Origin of the sequence: Sphingobacterium sp. JUb20 (genome assembly GCF_004342035.1) — a bacterium.
Classification (GTDB): domain Bacteria; phylum Bacteroidota; class Bacteroidia; order Sphingobacteriales; family Sphingobacteriaceae; genus Sphingobacterium; species Sphingobacterium anhuiense.
In genome coordinates this window covers 146012-170614 of record NZ_SLYV01000007.1, presented here as the reverse complement: position 1 = coordinate 170614, position 24603 = coordinate 146012, and the positions used below count along the sequence as shown (strand labels likewise).

At 36.1% G+C, this 24603-nt stretch carries 20 protein-coding genes; 4 read left to right on the top strand and 16 right to left on the bottom strand.

What is annotated here, in order from left to right:
• Nucleotides 1-157: 157 nt before the first annotated feature.
• From rplT to thrS, 4 genes are all read right to left on the bottom strand, one after another.
• A complete protein-coding gene (gene rplT, locus EDF66_RS13425; RefSeq protein ID WP_021191518.1) occupies nucleotides 158-502 on the bottom strand; it encodes a 50S ribosomal protein L20 in 345 nt (114 codons plus the stop codon).
• 97 nt (nucleotides 503-599) lie between these two features.
• Nucleotides 600-800 carry a 50S ribosomal protein L35 gene (rpmI, locus tag EDF66_RS13420; protein WP_021191519.1) on the bottom strand — a complete coding sequence of 67 codons (201 nt, stop codon included), beginning with the start codon at nucleotides 798-800 and terminating at the stop codon, nucleotides 600-602.
• Nucleotides 801-840: 40 nt separating this feature from the next.
• Nucleotides 841-1404: a translation initiation factor IF-3 gene (gene infC, locus EDF66_RS13415; RefSeq protein ID WP_021191520.1), complete on the bottom strand. Its 564-nt coding sequence runs from the start codon at nucleotides 1402-1404 to the stop codon at nucleotides 841-843.
• Between the two features lie 12 nt (nucleotides 1405-1416).
• Nucleotides 1417-3342, bottom strand: coding sequence for a threonine--tRNA ligase (gene thrS, locus EDF66_RS13410; protein WP_132773759.1), 1926 nt, complete (start codon nucleotides 3340-3342; stop codon nucleotides 1417-1419).
• A gap of 449 nt (nucleotides 3343-3791) precedes the next feature.
• Here thrS and EDF66_RS13405 point away from each other — a divergent pair, with 449 nt between their 5' ends.
• The gene (locus tag EDF66_RS13405; protein WP_021191521.1) at nucleotides 3792-4415 is read left to right on the top strand and encodes a 7-carboxy-7-deazaguanine synthase QueE; all 624 of its coding nucleotides are present in this window, start codon (nucleotides 3792-3794) and stop codon (nucleotides 4413-4415) included.
• Between the two features lie 77 nt (nucleotides 4416-4492).
• Here the strand turns inward: EDF66_RS13405 and EDF66_RS13400 are convergent, their stop codons facing one another.
• From EDF66_RS13400 to EDF66_RS13390, 3 genes are all read right to left on the bottom strand, one after another.
• Nucleotides 4493-5743 carry a hypothetical protein gene (locus EDF66_RS13400; protein WP_132843216.1) on the bottom strand — a complete coding sequence of 417 codons (1251 nt, stop codon included), beginning with the start codon at nucleotides 5741-5743 and terminating at the stop codon, nucleotides 4493-4495.
• 199 nt (nucleotides 5744-5942) lie between these two features.
• Complete coding sequence (locus EDF66_RS13395) at nucleotides 5943-7016, bottom strand: Gfo/Idh/MocA family oxidoreductase (protein ID WP_021191524.1); 1074 nt, start codon at nucleotides 7014-7016, stop codon at nucleotides 5943-5945.
• A 2-nt stretch (nucleotides 7017-7018) separates the two neighbouring features.
• Entirely contained in the window at nucleotides 7019-8308 is a 1290-nt protein-coding gene (locus EDF66_RS13390) for a Gfo/Idh/MocA family protein (RefSeq protein WP_132843215.1), read from the bottom strand.
• Nucleotides 8309-8786: 478 nt separating this feature from the next.
• On the opposite strand from EDF66_RS13390, the gene hisG reads away from it, so the two are divergent.
• Nucleotides 8787-9638 carry an ATP phosphoribosyltransferase gene (hisG, locus tag EDF66_RS13385; RefSeq protein WP_132843213.1) on the top strand — a complete coding sequence of 284 codons (852 nt, stop codon included), beginning with the start codon at nucleotides 8787-8789 and terminating at the stop codon, nucleotides 9636-9638.
• 35 nt (nucleotides 9639-9673) lie between these two features.
• Entirely contained in the window at nucleotides 9674-10963 is a 1290-nt protein-coding gene (hisD, locus tag EDF66_RS13380; protein ID WP_132843211.1) for a histidinol dehydrogenase, read from the top strand.
• A 69-nt stretch (nucleotides 10964-11032) separates the two neighbouring features.
• Here hisD and EDF66_RS13375 read toward each other — a convergent pair whose 3' ends face one another.
• The 4 genes from EDF66_RS13375 to EDF66_RS13360 all read right to left on the bottom strand — a co-directional run bounded on the left by EDF66_RS13375 (nucleotide 11033) and on the right by EDF66_RS13360 (nucleotide 15393).
• On the bottom strand, nucleotides 11033-11554 hold the full coding sequence (locus EDF66_RS13375; protein WP_132843210.1) for a hypothetical protein: 522 nt from the start codon (nucleotides 11552-11554) through the stop codon (nucleotides 11033-11035).
• Between the two features lie 50 nt (nucleotides 11555-11604).
• Complete coding sequence (locus tag EDF66_RS13370) at nucleotides 11605-12492, bottom strand: bifunctional 5,10-methylenetetrahydrofolate dehydrogenase/5,10-methenyltetrahydrofolate cyclohydrolase (protein ID WP_132773762.1); 888 nt, start codon at nucleotides 12490-12492, stop codon at nucleotides 11605-11607.
• Nucleotides 12493-12520: 28 nt separating this feature from the next.
• Nucleotides 12521-14311 carry a translation elongation factor 4 gene (gene lepA / locus EDF66_RS13365; RefSeq protein ID WP_132843208.1) on the bottom strand — a complete coding sequence of 597 codons (1791 nt, stop codon included), beginning with the start codon at nucleotides 14309-14311 and terminating at the stop codon, nucleotides 12521-12523.
• A 104-nt stretch (nucleotides 14312-14415) separates the two neighbouring features.
• Entirely contained in the window at nucleotides 14416-15393 is a 978-nt protein-coding gene (locus tag EDF66_RS13360; RefSeq protein WP_132843207.1) for a cation diffusion facilitator family transporter, read from the bottom strand.
• 339 nt (nucleotides 15394-15732) lie between these two features.
• Between EDF66_RS13360 and EDF66_RS13355 the strand changes: the two genes are divergently transcribed.
• Nucleotides 15733-16938: a pyridoxal phosphate-dependent aminotransferase gene (locus EDF66_RS13355; RefSeq protein ID WP_232789315.1), complete on the top strand. Its 1206-nt coding sequence runs from the start codon at nucleotides 15733-15735 to the stop codon at nucleotides 16936-16938.
• 819 nt (nucleotides 16939-17757) lie between these two features.
• On the opposite strand, the gene EDF66_RS13350 is transcribed toward EDF66_RS13355, so the two are convergent.
• The 5 genes from EDF66_RS13350 to kdpB all read right to left on the bottom strand — a co-directional run bounded on the left by EDF66_RS13350 (nucleotide 17758) and on the right by kdpB (nucleotide 24565).
• Nucleotides 17758-19494, bottom strand: a complete 1737-nt coding sequence (locus tag EDF66_RS13350; RefSeq protein ID WP_132843205.1) for an ATP-binding protein — start codon at nucleotides 19492-19494, stop codon at nucleotides 17758-17760.
• Nucleotides 19494-20615 carry a sensor protein KdpD gene (locus EDF66_RS13345; RefSeq protein WP_132843204.1) on the bottom strand — a complete coding sequence of 374 codons (1122 nt, stop codon included), beginning with the start codon at nucleotides 20613-20615 and terminating at the stop codon, nucleotides 19494-19496. Before EDF66_RS13345 ends, EDF66_RS13350 begins: the two co-directional genes overlap by 1 nt.
• A 77-nt stretch (nucleotides 20616-20692) precedes the next feature.
• A complete protein-coding gene (locus EDF66_RS13340; protein WP_132843202.1) occupies nucleotides 20693-21781 on the bottom strand; it encodes a porin in 1089 nt (362 codons plus the stop codon).
• A gap of 195 nt (nucleotides 21782-21976) precedes the next feature.
• On the bottom strand, nucleotides 21977-22543 hold the full coding sequence (locus EDF66_RS13335; protein WP_031289228.1) for a K(+)-transporting ATPase subunit C: 567 nt from the start codon (nucleotides 22541-22543) through the stop codon (nucleotides 21977-21979).
• Between the two features lie 12 nt (nucleotides 22544-22555).
• A complete protein-coding gene (kdpB, locus tag EDF66_RS13330; protein ID WP_132843201.1) occupies nucleotides 22556-24565 on the bottom strand; it encodes a potassium-transporting ATPase subunit KdpB in 2010 nt (669 codons plus the stop codon).
• Nucleotides 24566-24603: the final 38 nt, after the last annotated feature.

Below are 24603 nucleotides of genomic sequence, written 5' to 3'. Positions count from 1 at the left end.
AATAAAAATATATTCCAAACTTCAAAAAAGTTAAAAAAAATAAAGCTTAAAAGAGCTCATTATTAAAACGATAAATAATCGAAAGTCTGTAACAACAAAAAAGGAACCCTGATGGGTTCCTTTCCAATATCTAACAAATTGACTCAGGGTTAAAACTCTATTTTACTGCGTCAATAACTGCTTTGAAAGCATCTGGGTTGTTTAAAGCTAAATCAGCTAAAACCTTACGGTTTAAACCAATATTTTTAGCGTTTAATTTACCAATCAACACTGAATAAGATAATCCTTGTTGACGGGCTCCAGCGTTAATACGTTGAATCCATAAAGCTCTAAACTCGCGTTTTTTGGTTTTACGGTCGCGGTAAGCGTACTGTAAACCTTTTTCTACTGTATTTTTAGCAATAGTATAAACTTTGCTACGTGATCCATAATAGCCTTTCGCTAATTTAAGGATTTTTTTACGTCTTCTTCTCGAAGCAACTGCGTTAACCGAACGTGGCATATTTTTAAAATTATTTGGTAAAAGGCGTCATGTTTCTCAATGATCTTACAACCCTGTACCCGGTTAAAAAATTATTATTAATTAAATCGAATAAAACTTATTTACCGATAGCAAGCATACGTTTAACGTTGCCCATATCGCCATCAGATACATAACTTGTTGTTGTTAAGTTACGTTTACGTTTTGTGCTCTTTTTTGTCAAGATGTGGCTTTTGAAAGCGTTTTTTCTTGCGATTTTACCTGTTCCAGTAAGCTTAAAACGTTTTTTAGCGCTGGAATTGGTTTTTACTTTTGGCATAATACTTTAAATTTTATATCAATCTGTTAGAATTTTTTTATTATTTTTTAGCTACCAATTTAGGCGCCAAAGTTAAAAACATACGTTTTCCTTCTAATTTCGGTAATAATTCAACTTTACCTACTTCTTCTAACGCTTGTGCAAAACGCAATAACAGGATCTCCCCTTGTTCTTTGTGTACAATTGCACGGCCTTTAAAGTGTACGTAAGCACGAACTTTTTCACCGCTTTCAAGAAATTTGATCGCATGTTTCAATTTGAAGTCAAAATCATGTTCACTGGTATTAGGTCCGAAACGGATTTCCTTAATAACAGTTTGTTTTGCATTAGCTTTGATTTCTTTTTGTTTCTTCTTTTGCTCGTAAACAAATTTACTGTAGTCGATAATTTTACAAACCGGCGGAACAGCATTTGGCGAAATCTCAACTAAATCAAGTTCCAATTCATCTGCAAGCTCTAAAGCTTTACGTGTAGGATATACTCCTGTTTCCACATTGTCACCTACCAAACGTACCTCAGGCACACGGATTAGTTCATTAATGCGGTGATCTGGTTCTTTCTTCCTCATTGGTGGTCTAGGACCACCTGGTCTTTTTAATGCCAAATGTTTAAATATTTAAACGGTTATTTCTTTAATTAATACTTCTCTAAATTCGTCAGCAGTCATGGATCCCATGTCTACTGAACCATGTTTACGCACAGAAATCGTGCCACTCTCAGCCTCTTTCTCCCCTACAATCAACATATAAGGCAGTTTTTTCACCTCTGCATCTCTGATTTTGCGACCCACTTTTTCATCACGCAAGTCTATCAGTCCGCGAATATCGGAATTATTTAGCGATTCTAAAAGGTTTTTCGCATATTCTTCATATTTTTCTGACACTGGCAAGACGATAAATTGTTCTGGGGCAAGCCATAATGGAAATTCTCCAGCACAATGTTCGATCAATACAGCAATAAAACGCTCCATAGAACCAAATGGTGCTCTATGAATCATCACTGGTCTATGCTTTGCATTATCAGAACCTGTATACTCCAGTTCGAAGCGCTCAGGTAAATTATAATCCACTTGAATAGTACCTAGCTGCCATCTACGTCCCAAAGCATCCTTCACCATAAAATCCAGTTTAGGTCCATAGAAAGCTGCCTCGCCATATTCCACGACAGTGGATAATTCTTTTTCTGCAGCGGCCTCGATAATTGCACTTTCTGCAAGAGCCCAATTTTCATCGGTACCAATATATTTGGTACGATTTTCTGGATCTCTTAATGAAATCTGTGCAGTATACTCTTCAAAACCTAATGCTTTGAAAACATACAACACCAAGTCAATCACTTTTTTAAATTCTTCCTTCACCTGATCTGGGCGACAGAATAAATGTGCATCATCTTGTGTAAACCCTCTTACACGTGTCAAACCATGTAATTCTCCAGATTGTTCGTAGCGGTAAACCGTACCAAATTCTGCAAAACGTACAGGAAGATCTTTATAAGAGCGTGGCTTTGTTTTATAAATCTCACAGTGATGTGGACAGTTCATCGGCTTCAAGAAAAACTCTTCGTCTTCAACTGGAGTTCTTATCGGCTGGAATGAATCTTCGCCATATTTATCATAATGCCCAGAAGTTACGTACAATTGTTTATTACCAATATGAGGTGTCATCACGGGTTCATAACCTGATTTTAACTGAGCTCTTTGTAAAAAATCTTGTAATTTTTGACGCAAAGCTGCTCCTTTCGGCAACCACAATGGTAATCCTGCTCCTACTTTCTCTGAAAAAGCAAACAACTCTAATTCCTTACCTAATTTACGATGATCACGCTTTTTTGCTTCTTCAATGAACTTCAAATATTCTGTTAATTCGGAAGCTTTTGGAAACGTTACCCCATAAATACGAGTCAATTGTTTACGAGACTCATCACCTCTCCAGTATGCACCGGCAACATTTGTTAATTTGATCGCTTTGATAAATCCCGTATTAGGAATATGTGGTCCACGACATAGATCGGTAAATTCTCCCTGTGTATAGAATGTAATCTTTCCATCTTCCAGATCTTTAATCAGATCTAATTTATATTCGTCTCCTTTTTCAGTAAAATATGCAATAGCATCAGCTTTAGAAACAGCTTTACGTTCGAAAATTTCTTTACGTTTTGCTAGTTCTAGCATCTTATCTTCAATTTGCTTAAAATCATCAGATGAGAATTCACGATCTCCAAAATCAACGTCATAATAGAAACCCGTCTCAATCGCGGGACCTATACCAAACTTGATACCTGGGTAAAGATCTTCTAATGCCTCTGCTAATAGATGCGCAGAAGAATGCCAAAAGGTAGATTTACCATTTGTATCATTCCAGGTCAACAACTTTACTGCAGAATCTTCTTCAATAGGACGAGATGAGTCCCAAATCTCTCCATTCACTTCGGCGGCTAACACATTTCTAGCTAAACCTTCCGAGATTGACAATGCTACTTGAGCAGCTGATGTTCCTTTTTCGTACTCACGAACGGAACCATCAGGTAATGTAATTTTAATCATCAACAAATATGATTATTTTTAGTAATTATTTATAAAACAACACCTTACAGATACACAACATACTAAATTGTTAATTATCAATAAGGCTTAATAAATTAAATCTATTCCTAGACCTATTATCCATCAAATATACTGAAAATAATCCATAATTGTACTTTTAAGTCTTTATTGCACTCCCATCATTGATCGACACATTTTAGTTCTACCCTTCAATTGGAAGATAGCACATCATAATGCAAACATAACATAGGAATATTCATCATAGAAAAGCTGAACTAACAGCTCATGATGAAATATTCGCTAATGATAAACATGGAGATATATAGAATCCTGTCTGCGACAAATAAGATCGTCAAGTGATTTGACTATCTAATCTAAAAGTAATGAATTGAAAACAATCCCGATATCACAATCTTTTTTATTATTTTTGCAATCTTAAATTCATTACTATGTCACATCAAGTTCCAGAAGACGGCACTTTACTTCCGTTGATGGAAGAGTTCTATACAATTCAGGGAGAGGGATTTCACACAGGAAAAGCTGCATATTTTATTCGATTGGGAGGATGTGATGTGGGGTGTCACTGGTGTGATGTTAAAGAAAGCTGGGATGCCACTTTACACCCGCTTACTTCTGCTGATCAGATTATTGAAAATGCAAAAAAATATCCTGCAAAGACAGTTGTCATCACTGGAGGAGAACCTTTAATCTACAATTTGGATTACTTAACAAGAGGTCTTCACGCAGCTGGAATTCAAACTTTTATAGAGACATCTGGTGCCTATCCACTAAGTGGCGAATGGGATTGGATCTGTCTTTCTCCAAAGAAATTTAAAGCTCCAAGAAAAGATGTTTTAGAAGCTGCCGGTGAATTAAAAGTCATTGTTTTTAATAAAAGTGATTTTGAATGGGCTGAAGAACATTCTAAATTAGTAAACAACGACTGTAAATTATATTTGCAACCTGAATGGTCCAAATATCCTGAAATGACCCCACTGATCATTGATCATGTCAAAGATAATCCTAAATGGAATATTTCACTTCAAACACATAAATATTTGAACATCCCTTAATCTAAATTTGGGATTAATAATAAAGCATAAAGGCGATCAATGATCGCCTTTATTTTTGAATGAATATTTTTTCGACTCTATTTCAAGTACTTCTCCTGAAAATCTGGTAGTGAATATTGTTGTACTTCGGAACTAATCTTCAAATCCTTAACCAGAATATTACCTTGCTCATCAGTATCAATAAAATCTAAAGTAGGTTTCAGAACAATCTTCCCATTAAAATCCAATAAACCTTGCTTATTGTTTTCAGAAAATAGCAAATATGATCCTACAAAGTTGCTGATATTGCTTAAACCTCCAATAATTGACACTCCTGAAGCATTGATGATACCATATCGATCTTCTATTGCATACACCATGTTCTCATCATTAACAGCATAAAGCACTTCAAAACCTACATGATTTATCTTTTTTGCTTCATCATCAATAATCCAAAACAAACTACTACTATCAGAAACTATTGCTCTTTGTTTATTCAATACATCGATTGAATAAAAATTTGCAGGCTCCACAATTGTTCCATCCGCTTTTTTAACCCCAAACAAATGTTCATCACCATATGCGGCATTCTGCTGTGAAAACCATTTTAAAGGTGCTTTAAGTTCAAATGCATCTTGAAAAACACTTGCATCATCCAAGTTACTACCTTCATTTTCTGAAAGCTTAACAATTTTAACCTCATGAGGTAATTCAAATTCCTTTAAGTCACTTAGCTTAGACAAAGCTGAGACTTCAAAACCTAAAGAATTATGCACCTGATCATTTAATTTCAGAACTGCTCCTGGTACATTAATCAAAAAAGGCAAACTACTTAGATAATAACTCGGTAGATCCGGAGCATACCAAATTGTCATTGCAACTTCACCTAAATAAGGGTCCACAACTTTCAACAATGCTTTTATACAGGAAACACCGTTGATGGTTTCTTTTTCGGACCCGTTTTCCAAGATAAGATAAGCATCTTTTGGATCAGTCGGATTCTTCAATAAGGGATAATCTGAAGACAGCACATCCTGTGAAAGTAGATCATCACCTTTTGTAAATGAATATTCCTGTTTTTTAGTTCGATCTGCAATCAGAACGTGCCCTAGATTATCAACTGATTTAATCTTCGTAGGTGAGGTAAAAATCGTAACCTCTTGAGCAGTGGTTCCTCCTTTTAAAAATGGCTCATAGAAATCTAACGCAAATTCAGGCACAGACTTTTCTAATTCTTCCACAGCGATCTGTCCTTTAAAACTCAATTTCATCTGCCATAGGTTATCCTGAGCTGTAGCAGAATGGGATAACAGTATAGTAAGAAATACAACATGAACCAATTTTTTCATACATTACAAATATAGCTCCTAAACAACAAAAGATAGACCAAAACGATCTATCTTTCACAATTAAAATTAATTTACTTTATTTCTCCACATTTTATTGTTTTAAATAAAATAGTGAACCATGGTTTACATATGCTGTTCTGCTAATTGCCTTATTACAAAATAACATACCTAAAACCATTATTTCTCTATTAAAAGTTCTTTACAACGTTATTATACTTTTGGTTTTCACAGCTTGGTCACATGCAAAAGCAATACGTAAACTATTCAAAGCATCTTCCGATTGCTTCTTTAAATCCAAATCCTCTACAATTGCTTTTTGAAAAAACAACTGTTCTCTGTTACAAAGATCTTGATGTGTAGGTTCGTCTTCTAAATGAATCCATTCATCCGCTTTTAAAAATTCATTATTTACATCAATATCAGCATGATGTACACGAATTGATTCTGTTTTGGTATGTGCTTCCACCGAATCAGACACTCCTTCTCTGACAGCATGATTTGGCACAATAGATACCGCCCCTTTAGGGCCAAACACATCTTTAACAAAAAAAGCAGTTTGACTGACCATAGGTCCCCATCCTGCTTCATACCATCCTACAGAACCATCATCAAAATGTAACTGAAGCTGTCCATAATTATAATTCGTTTCGGGTATATCATTTGTCAATCGAGCTCCGATAGCGGAAACTCGAACAGGCTTAGCGTCTGTCATTTGACACATCACATCAATATAATGAACACCACAATCTACTATTGGACTTAAACTATTCATTAAATTGCGGTGTACATCCCACATATAACCATGACTCTGCTGATTGAGATTCATACGCATGACCAAAGGTGTTCCCATCTTACGGCTAATTGCGATAAACTTTTTCCATGAAGGGTGATATCGTAAAATATATCCTACCACCAATTTTTTATTATACTTTATTGCTGCATCGATAACATTTTGAGCGCCTAGTACTGTATCCGCTAAAGGTTTTTCAAGAAAAACATGTGCTCCTGCCTCAAAAGATCTGATTGCATAATTTTCATGCGTATCGGGATAGGTTGAAATACAGACTGCATTTGGTTTTGTTTGCAGTAACGCCTCTTCAAAATCATCAAATTCAGGATAAGCTGCCTGAAGCGATTTATTCAATCTACTTTTACTTTCTCCCCTGGATACCAGCCCAACAATTTCAAAACCCGGTAAGTCATGATAGGCGCGGGCATGAGATGCTCCCATATTACCACACCCGACTACTAATATCTTAATTCCAACGTCCATACCTAAACAAATGGTGTTTTTCCCGGCTGAGGAATCCCGCGATTATCAGCTTGCATTTTCCAATCATATTCTAATGAAGTAGGGCCTAAAACTTCTGTCGATTGCATAATCTGATCATACGTAATCGCTTTCCCCGTATAAGCGGCCGTTCGAGACCAAATTGCAAGTAGGGTACTATTCGCAAGGTGTGGTCCATCGTTAATCACTTTTTTATCACGGATGGCTGCGAAAAGTTCATCATGCTGGGTTTGATACATATTATTGTTCCGTCCAGTAAACTTCCACGCTTTGTCACCATAAATCTCGAAGTTTGAAGGAATATTTAAGTTTGCACGACCGTTCTTTCCTATGACGTCCACTGAATTTCGGGAATCAGTTCCATTTTGTTGACGACAAGAATGAAAGGCCTTTAATCCATTGCCATAATCAAATTCAATAGACATATGATCATAAACGTTGCCGAATTTATCCAACTCTCGGGACTGTCTTCCTCCAGTTGCAATAATAGTCTTAGGAACAATATCTCCCAATGCCCAAGACATCATATCAACACTATGTATAGCTTGCTCGACAATAAGATCGCCAGAATATCTTTGGAAATAGAACCAATTACGCAACTGATACTCTAAATCTGACCAACCGGACTGTCTTTCCTTATGACTTAACTCTCCTCCAAATCTAAAAGTAGAAACAGATTGTATATCACCAATATCACCTTGTTTTATCCTTTGAAAGATTTCACGGTTTGGTGTTGCATACCGAAAACAGAAACCACTTACCAAACAGAGATTCTTTTCTTTAGCAATCTTTACGCTTTCAAAAACTCTTTTCAAGTTTGGAATATCTACTGCAACAGGTTTTTCGCAAAAGATGTGTTTTCCTTTTTTGACGGCCTCTTCCAAATGATCTGGTCTAAAGTTTGGTGGAGAACAAAGTAAAACCACATCCACATCGGTATTCATCAATTTTTGAAATCCTAAAAATCCTAAAAAGATGTTTTTGCTATCGACCTTTACTTGATCATTTGATATCTGTCTTAATGAATCTAAACATAGGTCTACTTGATCTTGGAAGATATCTGCAACAGCGGTAATGACGACATTTGCATCTGCGCGCAATGCTTGAGAAGCGGCCCCTGTCCCCCTACCGCCACAGCCTACAAGTCCGATCTTAATTTTCTTTGGAGCACTGTTTGCATACAAATTAAGGCTTGATGCAGCCAGAGCAGTCCCCAGAACTACGGTATTTGTTTTCTTTAGAAAAGAACGGCGATTTAGATTTTCTAAATTCATATTTTAGCTTATTATTTTCGATTGTACAAGTCCCTATTCTTCTTACAGACATCGAGAATTTAAAATTAATATTAAATTTTATACTAAAAAAGTATAAATAGCTTCCAAATGTAATAATGTTGTGCATCATAACAACATCACGCAAAAAGAAGCTTGAAGCATACTTTAACGTAATTTCTATCGCTTATTAAATATTTTAGTAAGGTAAAATATGTTTAATTTCAATGCAGAAATGTCATATTTACGCTATCTCTATTTTATTTTTATCAATTAATAGCTATTTAAATTTGATTTCTATTAACAAAATACTATTTTTGACACATTATTAATACAAACATGATTTTTGCTCACGGACATCACTTTCATATGCATCATCGCCATTGCGGCGATATGTAATAAGTGTGTTTCTACGTGAAGCATTTTTTCCCTTGTGTTTGATTTCTATTTATTAATAATTTACAGCTAACATTATAAAGCTTTGAAAAATCTTAAAATTGCTATCCAAAAATCGGGTAGATTAAACGAAAAATCAGTTCAATTACTTAAAAACTGTGGTCTCGACTTCGAAAATTATAAAAGTTCTTTAATAACAACCGTTTCCAATTTCCCTCTTGAAATTCTTTTCCTTCGTGATGATGATATTCCAGGATATGTAGAGCAAGGAATTGCTGATCTCGGAATAGTTGGTGAAAATGTCATTGATGAAACTGAATCTGAAGTTAATTATCTACAACGTCTCGGTTTTGGAAAATGTACTTTAAAACTAGCGGTTCAAAAAGATAGTGATATTAAAGATTTAAGAGATCTTAATGGAAAATCTATTGCAACTTCTTATCCTGTTATTTTAAAGAAATTTTTAGATGAATACCGCATCGAGGCAGATATTCAGATGATATCCGGATCTGTTGAAATTGCCCCTGGCTTAGGTTTGAGCGACGCTATATGTGATATTGTCTCTACGGGCGGAACCCTTAAAAATAATGGATTAAAACAGTTTGCCGATGTCCGTAAATCTGAAGCAATTCTTATCGGTCGTCCAGGATTGGAGAATAACGAAATCTTAGCAGAACTTTTACAGCGAATCCAGTCGGTGTTAATGGCAAAAGAAACTAAGTACGTTGTTCTGAATGTTGAGAAAGTTAATTTACCTACTATAACAGGTCTTTTACATGGTGTAAAATCACCGACTGTTGTTCCTTTAGCAGAAGAAGGTTGGGTTGCCGTTCATACCGTTATTTCAGAAGATGATTTCTGGGGTAAGATCAACAAGCTAAAGTCTGCAGGTGCCCAAGGAATTGTGGTCATGCCGATCGAAAAAATTATTATGTAGTTAATAAGCGCACTGCGCTTAAAATAAAATTCATCATGCTTAAAACTTTTGAATATGCTCAGTTAAATCCCATTGAATTGCAGGAATTAACAACGCGTAATACTGATCCTTCGCATGCTATCCAAGATACTGTCTTAGATATTATACAAGAAGTTCGTCAAAATGGTGATAAAGCTTTGATTAGCTATGCACAACAATTTGACAAAGTTGAATTAGAAAAACTTTACCTTGATGCTAACGATATTGATGCACTGGCATCAACGATTAATCGCGAACAACAAAGGGCTTTAGAAATTGCGTTCCAGAATATTCATAAATTCCACTCTTCACAAGTAAAGCGTGAGCGAGTTGTAGAGACCACGATAGGTGTAAAATGCTGGCGGGAGATCCGCCCTATTGAAAAAGTGGGTCTTTATATACCGGGAGGCTCCGCTGTTCTACCAAGTACACTATTAATGTTAGGTGTACCAGCACGAATTGCGGGATGTAAAGAAATCATTGTTTGTTCTCCTCCCCAAAAAAGTGGAAAAATAAACGGTTTCGTAGCCTATTGTCTCAAATTATTAAAAATCGAACGCATTTACCTTGTCGGTGGTGCTCAAGCTATAGCGGCAATGGCTTTTGGATCGGAAACGATCCCTAAAGTTGATAAAATATTTGGACCTGGCAATCAATTTGTGACAAAAGCAAAAAGCATTGTTCAAGGTATGGCCAATGTAAGTATCGACATGCCTGCTGGTCCATCTGAAGTTTTAGTAATTGCTGATGAAACTGCCACACCTGCTTATGTAGCTGCAGATCTATTAGCTCAAGCTGAACATGGTGCGGACAGTCAGGCTGTACTGGTAGCAACTTCCAAAGATATTATTGAAGCTGTAAATCTTGAATTAGAAAAGCAACTTGCTATTTTACCCCGTTTTGAATTAGCAAGCAAAGCAATCGAGAACTCCTATGCGGTGTTAGCAACTGATTTAAATGAGGCACTGGCGTTTAGTAATTATTATGCACCAGAACATCTGATCCTAGAAACCGATCAATGGGAACGTCTTGTTCGTCTTATTTTAAATGCAGGTTCTGTCTTTTTAGGACACTTAACGCCTGAAAGTGCGGGAGATTATGCTTCTGGAACAAACCATACTTTACCCACATCAGGATATGCAAGATCCTATTCAGGTGTATCTGTAGATTCATTTGTAAAAAAGATTACTTTCCAACATATAAGTCCGGAAGGACTACTTAATATTGGTTCTACTGTGGAGATCTTAGCAGAATTAGAGGGACTTCATGCACATAAGAATGCTGTTACCATTCGAAAGGAAAATTAAAAATTTCAAATCAAAAGAAAAGCCTTTCAGAATTTCTGAAAGGCTTTTTTATTAAAATCTTATTTCGATTTAATTTTTCAATGCTTCACCAACTTTTTTGGCTTTGTCACCTACAGCTTTAGCTGCATCTTTGGTTCCTTCACCTACAGCTTTGGCAGCATCTTTAGTGCCTTCAACTGCAGATTTTCCAGCTTTAGCAGTCGCTTCGGCGGCTTTATCGATAGCATGACCAGTTGCATGAGCGGCATCCTTAACACCTTCTTCAACATCTCCCGCTACTTTAGCAGTACCTGAAGTAATTTTTTCCCAAGCAGTTTTTGTCTCATCTACCGTTTTACGTGCAGCTTCTTCAGCTTTCTTATCTCCTTTTGCTATTGCAGCATCTAGATCTTTTTGAGCTTGCTCATATTTAGCTTTCGCATCAGCTGCAGCAACGTCTGCATGTTTATCTAAACTATCAAGAGAATTATCTAACTTTTCTCCGACTGTGACTTCTCCATCACTATTTTTATCTTCTTTTGGCGTGTTATTACAAGCCGCAAAAGTTAATGAAACTCCTGCGAATAATGCTAAAAATGCAACTTTTTTCATTTCGTATATTTTTTTGGTTAACAGATTTAACTAAACAATATTTATGCCAATTATGCTTTAGGATAAATTGTGCCTTTTGCCGCTTCTAGTGTATTCTTAAGTAATCCTACAATCGTCATCAAGCCCACTCCTCCAGGTACAGGAGTTATCCATGAAGCTTTAGGAGCGACTTGCTCAAAATCTACATCTCCATATAATTTAAAGCCAGATTTTGTTTCTGTTGAGTCTTCTCTATTAATACCTACATCAATTACAACTGCGCCATCCTTCACCATATCTGCAGTAACAAAGTTTTTCTTGCCAATTGCAGCAACAATAATATCCGCACGTAAAACTTCTGTTTTAAGGTCTTTTGTACGACTATGTGTTAAGGTAACTGTACAGTTACCTGGATTAGAGTTTCGTGCTAAAAGAATACTCATTGGTGAACCAACGATATTACTTCTACCTACCACTACAGCATGTTTACCTGCAGTTTCAATTTTATAATGATCCAGCATCAACATAATACCATAAGGTGTTGCTGGGATAAAGCAAGGAAGATTTCGTTGCATTCTGCCCAAATTGATGGGATGAAAACCATCTACATCTTTTCGGTAATCTATTGCTTCAGTTATTTTATCGGGATCGATATGCTTTGGAAGTGGCAACTGCACGATCAAACCGTCAATATTTGCATCCGCATTTATTTCTTGAATTTTCGCGATCAATTGTTCTTCAGTCACATCAACATCGTAACGAATATTAGTAGATTCAAAACCTACCAATTCACAATTACGCATTTTACTCGCCACATAAGTTTCACTACCTCCGTCGTTTCCAACTAGGATAGCCACTAAATGAGGTTTACGTCCAGCTTGCGCTGTAAAATCAGCTGTATCTTTTTTGATATCTTCTTTGATTTTAGCTGATACGAGTTTACCGTCTAATAAATTCATTTTTATAGGAATAGGATTTTTTAAGTTTCTAATCTAATTTCAGTACCGCCATAAATGCCGATTGCGGTATTTCAACGTTACCTACTTGACGCATTCGTTTTTTACCTTTTTTCTGCTTTTCCAAAAGCTTACGCTTACGAGAAATATCACCGCCATAACATTTTGCTGTTACATCTTTACGTAAAGCAGAAATTGTCTCACGGGCAATAATTTTCATTCCAATAGATGCTTGGATACGAATTTCAAACTGTTGGCGAGGTAGTAATTCTTTTAATTTTTCACAAATTTTCTTACCAAAGTCATATGCATTACTTCTGTGAATTAGAGATGACAATGCATCTACAGGTTCATCATTTAAACGGATATCCAAACGGACCAAATCCGATTGACGATAACCTATCTGTGTATAATCAAAAGAAGCATAGCCCTTGGAAATCGTTTTTAACTTATCATAAAAATCAAATACAATTTCCCCCATTGGCATCTCAAATACCAATTCAACACGGTCTGAAGTTAAATATGACTGATTAATGATTGCACCACGTTTTTGGATACATAAAGACATAATCGGTCCTACGAAATCAGATTTAGTAATGATATTTGCTTTAATATAAGGTTCCTCAATAGCATCTAATTTACTTGGATCTGGTAAATCGGATGGGTTATGAACCTGAACTTCTTCCTTATCTTTTGTTAAATACGCTTTGTAAGAAACGTTGGGAACAGTTGTGATAACAGTCATATCAAACTCACGCTCAAGACGTTCCTGGATGATCTCCATATGAAGCATTCCTAAGAATCCACAACGGAATCCAAAACCTAACGCTGCTGAAGACTCTGGTTCAAACACTAAAGATGCGTCATTCAATTGCAAACGGTGCATCGATTCGCGTAACTCTTCGTAATCTTCTGTATCAACAGGATATATTCCGGCAAAAACCATTGGTTTTACTTCTTCAAATCCTTGAATAGCACCTTCACAAGGCCTTTCCTTATGGGTGATCGTATCACCAACTTTTACTTCACGAGCTTCCTTAATCCCTGAGATGATGTATCCAACATCACCTGTTCTAACGACATCTTTAGCAACTTGATTTAATTTCAAAGTTCCAATCTCATCTGCAGAATATTCTTTTCCTGTAGCAACAAATTTCACTTTATCACCTTTACGGATCTCACCATTTTCAACTTTGAAATAGGCCATGATACCACGAAAAGAGTTATAAACTGAATCGAAGATTAAGGCTTGCAATGGCGCATTGGGATCCCCCACTGGTGCTGGAACTCGTGCTACAATTGCTTTTAAAATATCAGGAATCCCAAGTCCTGTTTTACCAGATGCTGGAATAATATCTTCTCGGTTACCACCAATTAAATCAATGATCTGGTCTTTCACTTCCTCTGGCATAGCACCCGGAAGATCCATCTTATTCAATATTGGAATAATCTCTAAATCATGCTCCAATGCTAAATAAAGATTGGAGATTGTTTGTGCTTGTATACCTTGAGAAGCATCTACAATTAACAAAGCTCCTTCGCAGGCAGCAATTGAACGTGATACTTCGTAAGAAAAATCGACGTGTCCGGGAGTATCAATTAAATTTAAGATATACTCCACTCCGTCTTGTATATAGTTCATTTGGATAGCGTGACTCTTAATGGTAATACCACGTTCACGTTCCAAATCCATATTATCTAGTAATTGTGCCTGCGCTTCACGTTGTGTAATGGTGTTGGTATACTCCAATAATCGATCGGCTAATGTACTTTTACCGTGATCAATGTGTGCGATGATACAGAAATTACGTATTTGCTTCATATAGGATTTTTAAAAATCGTTTCTAAAAAGCAAAGATACTTTTTTTGACAGACATTTAAGCTAAGCTGTCCCCTATTTATGCACATAATTTCATGATTTATCGATTAAGATAAAAAATGTTTTCGATTTGCTGTGACGTTTTCTACTTGCCATTCAATCTCAACTGTAAACTCTTTCGATCGTATTGGACAGTCTTTTACTTGACAATAGCTGCAGCATTCGGGAAGGCATGGATCTGCATGAATAAAAAACTCGGTTTCAATCGACATTTTGGTATTAACGATTTTATCTAAAATCGAGATTTCATCGTGTACTTTAGTTAAGGAATAATAATTTGGAAGTGTCAAGTGACAATCAACATGCAGTTCATTGCCATATCGTTGCACACGCAGATTGTGTATATCAATCCAATCTGTATGACGGTTTTCTTGCAAAACTTGAACGACTTCTTTTACTAGATCTACATCGGACTCATCCATAAGTCCACCCACTGACTGCCTTAACAATTTATAGCCATTATATAAAATAAAACTGCCCAAAGCAAAAGAAATTGCAATATCGATCCACTTTAAGCCTGTTAATTTCATAAGAATAAGACCGACTACTAGGCCTATTGTACTATAGGCATCAACTTGTAGATGTTTACCGTCGGCTTCCAATGTAAGAGAACCCAATGCTCGCCCTCTTTTCATGATGTAGAATCCAATTACAAAATTAATCAGGGCCGTAACAGAAACTAAACCGATCCCTTCTTCCAAATTTGATAATGTAGATGGGAAAAAGATATTGTAAAATCCCTTTACCAGTATGATTGATCCGGCTATAAAAATAAGTCCCCCTTCCAAGAAAACAGAAAAGAATTCCACTTTGCCATGGCCATAAGGATGATTATTATCTTTAGGTTGAGCGGCTAAATAAATACTATAGAAAGCAAAACTTGAGGCAATGACATTGACAATACTTTCCGCAGCATCGGTGAAAATAGCATTGGAAGCAGTAAGGAAATACGCGACAAATTTGATGATCATCAATCCTAGCCCTGTCAAAAGGGATAGCAGAACTAATCTTTTTTGCTTAGACATAATAATACTTTATTTTCGCGACAAAGGTAGTCATATAACGCTACGATTTCCTTTTTAGTTTGAAACTACTAATCTTTTAGCATACTCTTTTACATCAATGCAATCTGATAAATGAAATGGTGATCAATGCTAAGCAGAAATATCATTATAAAATTTATCGTATATTTCTAACATCGTAACATCGGTAATATACGTGCTGAAAAATTAGAATAGATGTTATTCTAAAGCAATCAAAATCTTAATAATTTTACATATTTTCAGTAAAAAAGAAGCAATCGTTTGTCTTTTTTCAAGAAATTAAAGTATTATTTGCATTCTAAATAATATCTTTGTCTTACCATGAGCACACAATCATATTTATCAGATAGGATAAACAACTTATCCGAGTCGGCTACGCTTAAAATGACTAAGCTTGGTCGCGAATTAGCCTCAAAAGGCGTTAATGTTATCAGCTTAAGTGTTGGCGAACCAGATTTCAATACTCCTGACCACGTTAAAGAAGCTGCTAAGATAGCTTTAGACGAAAATTGGACACGTTACTCGCCAGTTCCGGGATACCCAGAATTACGTCAGGCTATTGTGAATAAATTGAAGATTGAAAATAATCTTGATTATGACATCTCTCAAATCGTAGTTTCTACAGGTGCAAAACAGTCTTTATCAAATGTTATTTTAACACTTGTTAATCCTGGTGATGAAGTTGTAATACCCACCCCATACTGGGTTTCTTATTCAGAAATGGTTGTTTTAGCTGAAGGAAAATCGGTTTTTATCAATACTGAAATCGATAATAACTTTAAAATAACTCCTGAGCAACTTGAGGCTGCTATCACGCCTAAAACTAAATTGTTCATGTTCTCATCACCAAATAACCCTACAGGTACGGTGTATAGTAAAGATGAGTTAGCTGCTTTGGCAAAAGTATTTGAAAAACATCCACAGGTATTTATCTTATCAGATGAAATCTATGAACATATCAATTTTGTAGACAAACATGAATCTATCGCTCAATTTGATAGCATTAAAGATCGTGTGATTATCATTAACGGTTTCTCCAAAGCATTTGCAATGACCGGATGGAGATTAGGTTATATTGCTTGTAATAAAGAGATCGCTGCCGCAAATGACAAATTACAAGGACAAACGACATCGGGAACATGTTCGATATCACAACGTGCAGGAATCGTTGCTTATGAGCAAGGATTAGCATCAGTGAATAAAATGAAAGAGGCATTTGCTCGTCGTCGTCAACTGGTTTATGATCTATTATCCGCAATTCCAGGAGTTAAAACAAACTTACCTGAAGGCGCTTTTTATTTCTTCCCAGAAATCAGTTCTTTCTTTGGAAAAAAAGATGAGAATGGAAATGTAATCAACAATTCATCTGACTTAGCTCTATACCTATTGAATGTAGGTCATGTCGCAACAGTTGGTGGTGATTCATTTGGAAATGATAAATACATCCGTCTGTCCTATGCTGCATCGGATGAAAGCTTAGTAGAAGCTTTAAGACGTATCAAAGAAGCATTAGGCAAATTAGCATAAACTTTTATAACCCATAACAAAAGAAGAGGCTGTCTTTAAAGATAGTCTCTTCTTTTGTTATATACTCAGATTAGCCCAATTTGCTACGTAACATGGCAAGGGAACGGATATGATTTATCCTGCCGCGGTATGGTGTATTCATAAATCCTTCTGCTAATTTTATTTCGGCATACGGCATATCAAAGCTGTCGTATGGGTTTTACGTCAATTCCGAATACAAAATAAGCTCCCCAATATGATGTTCAATAAATTCAACTAAAAATCAGACTTTCCCTAAGTGCATCGATTCTGTACGAGAAGCTCTTTTAATTTAAACAAAAGGCTAAACAATATCAAAATTTTACCCGTCAGTAAACTCAATTAACTTAATAGTAAAATAATATTTCCCTAAAAGCATGTTACGTAGCAATACCTATAAGCCATGCAGAGTTAATAATAAGCAATAGCGTAAAATGAACTACCGTAAGAATAAAGACAGACGGCAAAATTTCAATATACATTGGCCAGCGTGATAAATCAATTGGACATGACGAATTACTACACCGCTGCAACGCAAAATGGTTTACCAAAAACGCGAAGACAACCGGCTAAGTTGGTATATACATTGACCAGAGTGATAAATCAATGAGCCATCGCGCATTGCTATCATACCTTTAAGCAAAATGAATGTGCAACACCACTTGTTAGAACTGCCAAGCACACAGGGTCCTTTACCCTATTGTGGCCACTCCAAATCTCAAAGCGAAAATTATGGAATGAAAAACATATTAGATTTTTCTCTATCTCAATCTCAAGTGTTGCTACAGACACTAGTTTTTTTTAATTATTGGTATCAATACGATTCAATGTAAAAGAAAAAGTACTTCCTGAACCATATTCACTATCAACAGTTATAGTCCCCCCCTGTGCTTCTATAAACTCTTTACTGATACTTAAACCCAAACCTGTACCTTCTTTTTTTGTTCCCGGAATTCGAAAATACCGTTCAAATATTTTATCCTTATACTGATCTTCTATACCTTGTCCAGCATCTTTAATTGCAAATTTCACTTTATCCTCACTAGATCCAATAGAGATCCCAATAATAGCATTTTCATAGGAATAACGTACTGCATTTGAAAGTAAGTTGGTCAATACCCAGGCTGTTTTTTCATTATCCGCGAGCACATCTGGTAGGTTATTTTCCATTTGCAATTGCAATTCTATATGTTTTTGTTCTGCTATCGCTTTTGTTGCGCGTATAGCATATTCGATAAGTTCGCTCACATTGGTCGGTGCTACATTTAACTGAATGGTCCCACTTTCAACCTGCGTCATATTCAAAAGCTCACCTGTAATTTTCAACAACCTCCCGGTATCCTCGCGGATACTTTGAACAAGATTATTTTGATCTTCATTGAGTACACCAATTTGTTTATTTTCTAAAAGTTGTAACCCCATCTTTATGGAGGCAATCGGTGTTTTAAGTTCATGCGATATGGTTGCTATAAAATTCGTTTTAGCGAAATCCATTTCTTTAAACTGGGTAATATTACGCAACATGATGACCTGTCCTATAAATTGAGAATCTAATTCTCCCGTCGGTACAATATTGATATCGACAATTTCCTTCTCAAAATAACTTTCTTTACCATTTGCATAAATCTTAAGAAGAGTAGCTTCTCGTTGTTTCTGATCCTGAAAAATATCTTTGATAAAATCTCGTATCAGATCATTTGTCACCGCTACATCTTGTATTTGCTTTCCAATTAGCTGTTCATTTTGTAAACCAGAAATTTTCAAAGCTTCTTCATTCGCGAATAATACCACCTTCTGTTCATCAATCCCAATTACAGGATCATGCATGTTATTAATAAGAGTATCTATTCGTTTTTTACCTTTTAATATTTTATCCAATTTACTTTCGGCATATTCTTCTAGTTTTTCAGCCATTGTATTAAAAGAATTTGCAAGCTCTCCAAATTCATTACGTTTATCATAATGTATTCGTTTTTTATAGTTTTCATTTGCAATCTGCTTAATGCTTTCTGTCAATTCTTTAATAGGATTCGCAATATTTGATGGCAGGTTAACGATCAGAACAAAAGCAATCAGAAAACACAATGTTCCGGTAATAGAAATGACAGCAATGGCTTTTTCTGCAGTTACAGAAGCAATATCACTTTTACGTTCTATGGCTTCCATATTGAGACGCATCAATTCAGTAATGTCTTTTCTTATTTTGGAAAGCAACGTAACATCCGCTTTATTTTCGGTAAACTGATAGAAATGTTTTTCGACCATCTTTGTAGCCTGCACCTCTCCGATTTCAGTAACATTATGCTTTTGTTTCTCTAGATTTTCCTTAAAATCATGTAACGCAACTGGATCAACAGCATATTCTTCCAATGCCAACAGCATATTGCGGGCATATTGCAAAGTGTTATAATTGGCAACGAGAATATTATTGGTATCCCTTTTCAACTGATTGACATACCAGCCACTTACCACAACCAATAGTACAATCATCAGAAAAAGTGACCCAACACCAAAAGTTAATTTTGTCTTTATACGCATTATGAAAGAATTATAAGATCAATTTTTTCGTTTGAAAGCTTCGTCAGAAGTTTATTAAAAGTATTTGTTGCCCAAATGATTTTGATTAATCCCAAATGTGGCTTACCTATACAAACTGTCGTTATCTGTTTTGCTTCACATTGCTCAATAATGGCTGTAGCAATCTTGCTATGATTAACCTTTATAATCTCGGCGCCCAATTCTGTTGCTAATTTAAAATTATTAATCAAATGTCGCTGTTTATCCAGAGCTATTTTAGAAACACTTTCTTTAGGCGTTTGCACATAGAGAACAAACCATTTACTATTATAATAGTTTGCTAACCTTGCGGTCTTACGAATTACGATCGTAGCAGTCTTCTCATTTGAACTTACACAAGCTAGAAATTGCTCCTTCTTCATATATTTATGATGAATAACCTCCGTCTCAACTTTCCTTTGCACCTGTGAAGCAACTTCTTTTAAAGACAGTTCACGTAATTGCAAAATATGATCACTATTAAAAAAATTTGCTAATGCCATTTCTATCTTAGCAGCATCATAAATTTTACCATCTTTCAATCTATTTATCAACTCTTCAGCTGTTAAATCAATATTAACGACCTCATCGGCCAATCCAAGCACACTATCGGGTATACGTTCCTGTACATCAACACCTGTTATATTCTTAATCTCATCATGCAGACTTTCAATGTGCTGAATATTGACTGCGCTGATCACACTGATACCCGCATCCAATATATCGATAACATCCTGCCAACGCTTAGCATTGACACTTCCTTCAATATTACTATGAGCAAGTTCATCAATTATGACAATTTCAGGATGTATGTTAATAACCGCCTGAACATCCAATTCTTCAAGCTCTTTTCCCTTATAAAAAAGTTTACGTCTGGGTATCAAAGGAATACCATCTAACAATGCATGTGTTTCTTTTCTATTATGAGTTTCAATATAACCTATTTTAATATCTACCCCACTATGTAGAAGCATATGTGCCTCTTGTAGCATACGATAAGTCTTCCCTACACCAGCGCTCATACCGATATACAGTTTAAATTTTCCTTTCCTAGATTTTTTTATCAGCCCTAAGAAATGTTCCGCATCTTTTCTTTCTTCCATATAAGAATAGATCATGTTATTAGCTCTCTTGTTATTTTATAAACCAGTGTAAAACAACAAGAGAAATAATAATTCGATTAAAATCGTAATGCCAAAGAAGTAATTCCAATCATATTATCTTTTTCCAAAGAATCATTTCGATCAGCAAAAATAGCATCTTTACTCTGTAGTCTCTTTAACTCTGTTCGCCAGACTAAATTTGAGAAAACCACATAATCTACTGAAAAGGAATAACCAAATGTTTGAAAACCATTTGCAGTTCCGGTATTAATAATTATCCCTTTCTTATCTTGATAATATTCACCTCGTAAAGCTATAGCAAAATCATCATGAGGTTTATAGGAAGCGATCAAAACTGGAGTAAACCATGTGTTATAATGACTGCTTCCTTTTTCCTTTTGTTCAGCACCAATATCAAACCCTGTTATAACCGTAAATTTATCATTCAGTTGGAACTGTCCATAAAAATTATGAAAATACCGCATCTGACGAACAGAATCAGCTTTATCATTACCAATAAACGAACTGCTGTTTAAAGTTATTTTATCCGTCGGCCTATACGTTAACTGATGCCCAAAAGCGGGGGTACTGTTTCCGTCAATCCGCTGAATTCTTTGCCAGCCATTTAAAACTAATCCACTCATCATCCATTTACCGTCATCGGTCGTGTACGATACCTTAGCTCCTGTTTCAAAATAAGGAGAGTTATCCGCTCCTATACTACGTGTCAGGGTATAGCAATCCTTACTAATGGCGCTTTCAAATCCAATATGAGATGGCAAGACACCAGCATCAATCCATAAATTATGCTTTTCTGAAATCTTAATACCGACATTTGCTTCGTAGATATTTTTCAACGTTACTGGTTCTGCAGCATAATTTGCATTCATATAAGTACCAGCTGCCAATGCCAGGTTAGTCCTGATTCGATCAGATTCATAATTTAATTTAATCAATCCAAGATTTAAATTAACCTCATTATTACGATGATGACTGTATACATATCCTGGTCGGGAATTATTTTTAGGGTTGGAAAAATCGTACTGACTGTATACTTCAACATAACCACTGATCGTTAACGGATTTTTGATCTCAACGTTTTCTTGTGCTTGCAAAATATGGATAGTTCCTAATAACAATAGGGAACTGATGATATATTTTTTCATCTTAATTTTATCATTTTGTTGATAGAGCATTTGTGTAAATCATGCTTAACATCCGCAGCAGATGATTTCACACCTTGATTTCACATTTGTTAATTGATGTATAAGGATGATATGAAATATCCAGACTGCGTACACATCACTCTTAACAGAATTACATTTATTCGAATGTGTACGACCTGGATATTTCATATTAAATTATTTTGCAGATAATTGATCTAATGCAATATTCAACTTTAATACATTTATTTTCGCAGGACCAAATAGTCCTATTAATGGTTTTTCGGTATGCTCATGAATTAATGTCATTAAGTCTGCTTCTGCAATATTTCGGATCTTAGCAATACGTTTCACCTGAACCTGAGCTGCCTGTACTGAAAAGTGAGGATCTAAGCCACTCGCACTTGCAGTAATAAGATCAGCAGGTATTTGTGCTTTTGTAATAGCGGGATTATGCACCAAAAATGTATCTATCCTACCTTTTACCTCTGCCAGATATGAAGGGTTTGAAGGGCCTTTGTTACTTCCCGCAGATCCTGCTGCATTATAGCCAGCCGCAGAAGGACGGGACCAGAAATAGTGATCATTTGTAAAGGCCTGACCAATATTGCTGTAATAAGTCCTACCTTTAAAAGTAATGATTTCACCTTTACCTTCATTTGGAGCTGCTTGAGCAATGGCCCATACAGCAAAAGGATAAATGACTGCAAAAAAAACAATTAGGATAAAAGTCAGCTTTATAGCTGGTAAAATATGCTTTTTCATGATTTCGTTTTTTTAAATAAATAAGGATACAATAAGATCAATCAATTTGATGCCTACAAATGGCACCAAAATACCCCCTACTCCAAAAATGAGCAGATTACGCCGTAACAGTGCACTTGCACCTATCGGTTTATAGGCCAACCCTTTCAAAGCCAATGGAATTAAAAATGGAATAATTAGGGCATTGAATATCACGGCAGATAAGATGGCACTCTCTGGACTATGTAATTGCATAATATTTAATCCTTGCAAAGCTGGAATAGCCGTAATAAATAAAGCTGGAATAATCGCAAAATATTTCGCCACATCGTTTGCAATACTAAAAGTAGTAAGTGTGCCACGAGTCATCAATAATTGTTTACCGATCTCCACAACTTCGATCAATTTCGTCGGATCATTATCCAAATCAACCATGTTGCCTGCTTCCTTAGCAGCTTGCGTCCCACTATTCATTGCAACACCAACATCTGCCTGAGCCAGTGCAGGAGCATCATTTGTACCATCTCCCATCATGGCTACCAGACGGCCATTAGCTTGTTCCATTTTGATGTAGTTCATCTTATCCTCTGGCTTAGCTTCAGCAATAAAATCATCGACTCCGGCCTTTTCGGCAATATATTTTGCCGTCAATGGATTATCGCCGGTTACCATAACTGTTTTGATACCCATTTTCCGTAAACGTTCGAACCGCTCTTGAATCCCTGGTTTAATAACGTCCTGCAATTCAATGACGCCTAAAGCAATTTCGTTTTCACAAACGACTAAGGGCGTACCTCCATTTTGAGAAATTTTAGTAACCTGATCGGTTATATCTACTGGAAATACATTTCCGGCCTGCGTAACGATATTACGGATCGCATCAGTGGCACCTTTACGAATACGAGTCTGATCAAAATCGATCCCCGAACTTCTTGTCTCTGCAGTAAATTTGATAAAAACGGGTGCATTGATTGGATAGGCCAAGGGATTAACACCAGCCAACTCAATGATTGATTTTCCTTCAGGAGTTTCATCACTCATTGAACTTAATACAGCAGCTTTAATCAGTTGCTCTTCGGCTATGCCCTTCGTTGGGTAAAAATGTGTTGCTTTACGGTTACCAATGGTAATGGTACCAGTTTTATCCAATAATAGGACATCAATATCTCCAGCCGTCTCTACTGCTTTTCCGCTTTTAGTAATGACATTTGCCCGCAACGCTCTATCCATTCCTGCGATACCAATCGCGGATAATAATCCACCAATCGTAGTTGGTATTAAGCAGATAAATAATGAAATGAAAGCTGCAATTGTGATGGGCGCATTGGCATAATCTGCAAATGGTTTTAAAGTTACAGTCACAATAATGAATACCAACGTAAATCCTGCCAAAAGAATAGTCAGTGCAATTTCATTTGGTGTTTTTTGACGACTGGCTCCTTCTACCAAAGCGATCATTTTATCTAAAAAGCTTTCCCCTGGTTCCGTTGTTACTTTTACCTGTATCTTATCGGACAATACTTTTGTTCCGCCTGTTACACTGCTCTTATCTCCTCCTGCTTCACGAATCACAGGAGCTGACTCTCCAGTAATTGCGCTTTCGTCTATCGTTGCCAATCCCGCAACAATCTCTCCATCAGAAGGAATGATATCACCTGCCTCACATATAAAGATATCTCCTTTTACAAGTTGTGATGAAGAAATCATACTTCCATTTGCCAATTTGGCTGGAGTTTCTTCTCGTGTTTTACGTAAACTGTCTGCCTGTGCTTTTCCTCTAGCTTCTGCAATAGCTTCTGCAAAATTGGCAAATAACAGTGTAAGCAATAAAATCAAAAATATGGTAAAATTGTAACCAAAACTACCTTGTGATGATTCACCTAACAATATCCATAAACTGACTAGGAGCATCACGAAAGTTCCGATTTCTACCGTAAACATCACGGGATTACGAAACATCAGTTTGGGGTTCAATTTCACGAAAGACTGTTTGCAAGCCTGCAATAACATATCACTCTGAAATAATGATTGATTCTTATTCATTTTTAATTATTTATATTGATGAAGTAAATGATCGTGTC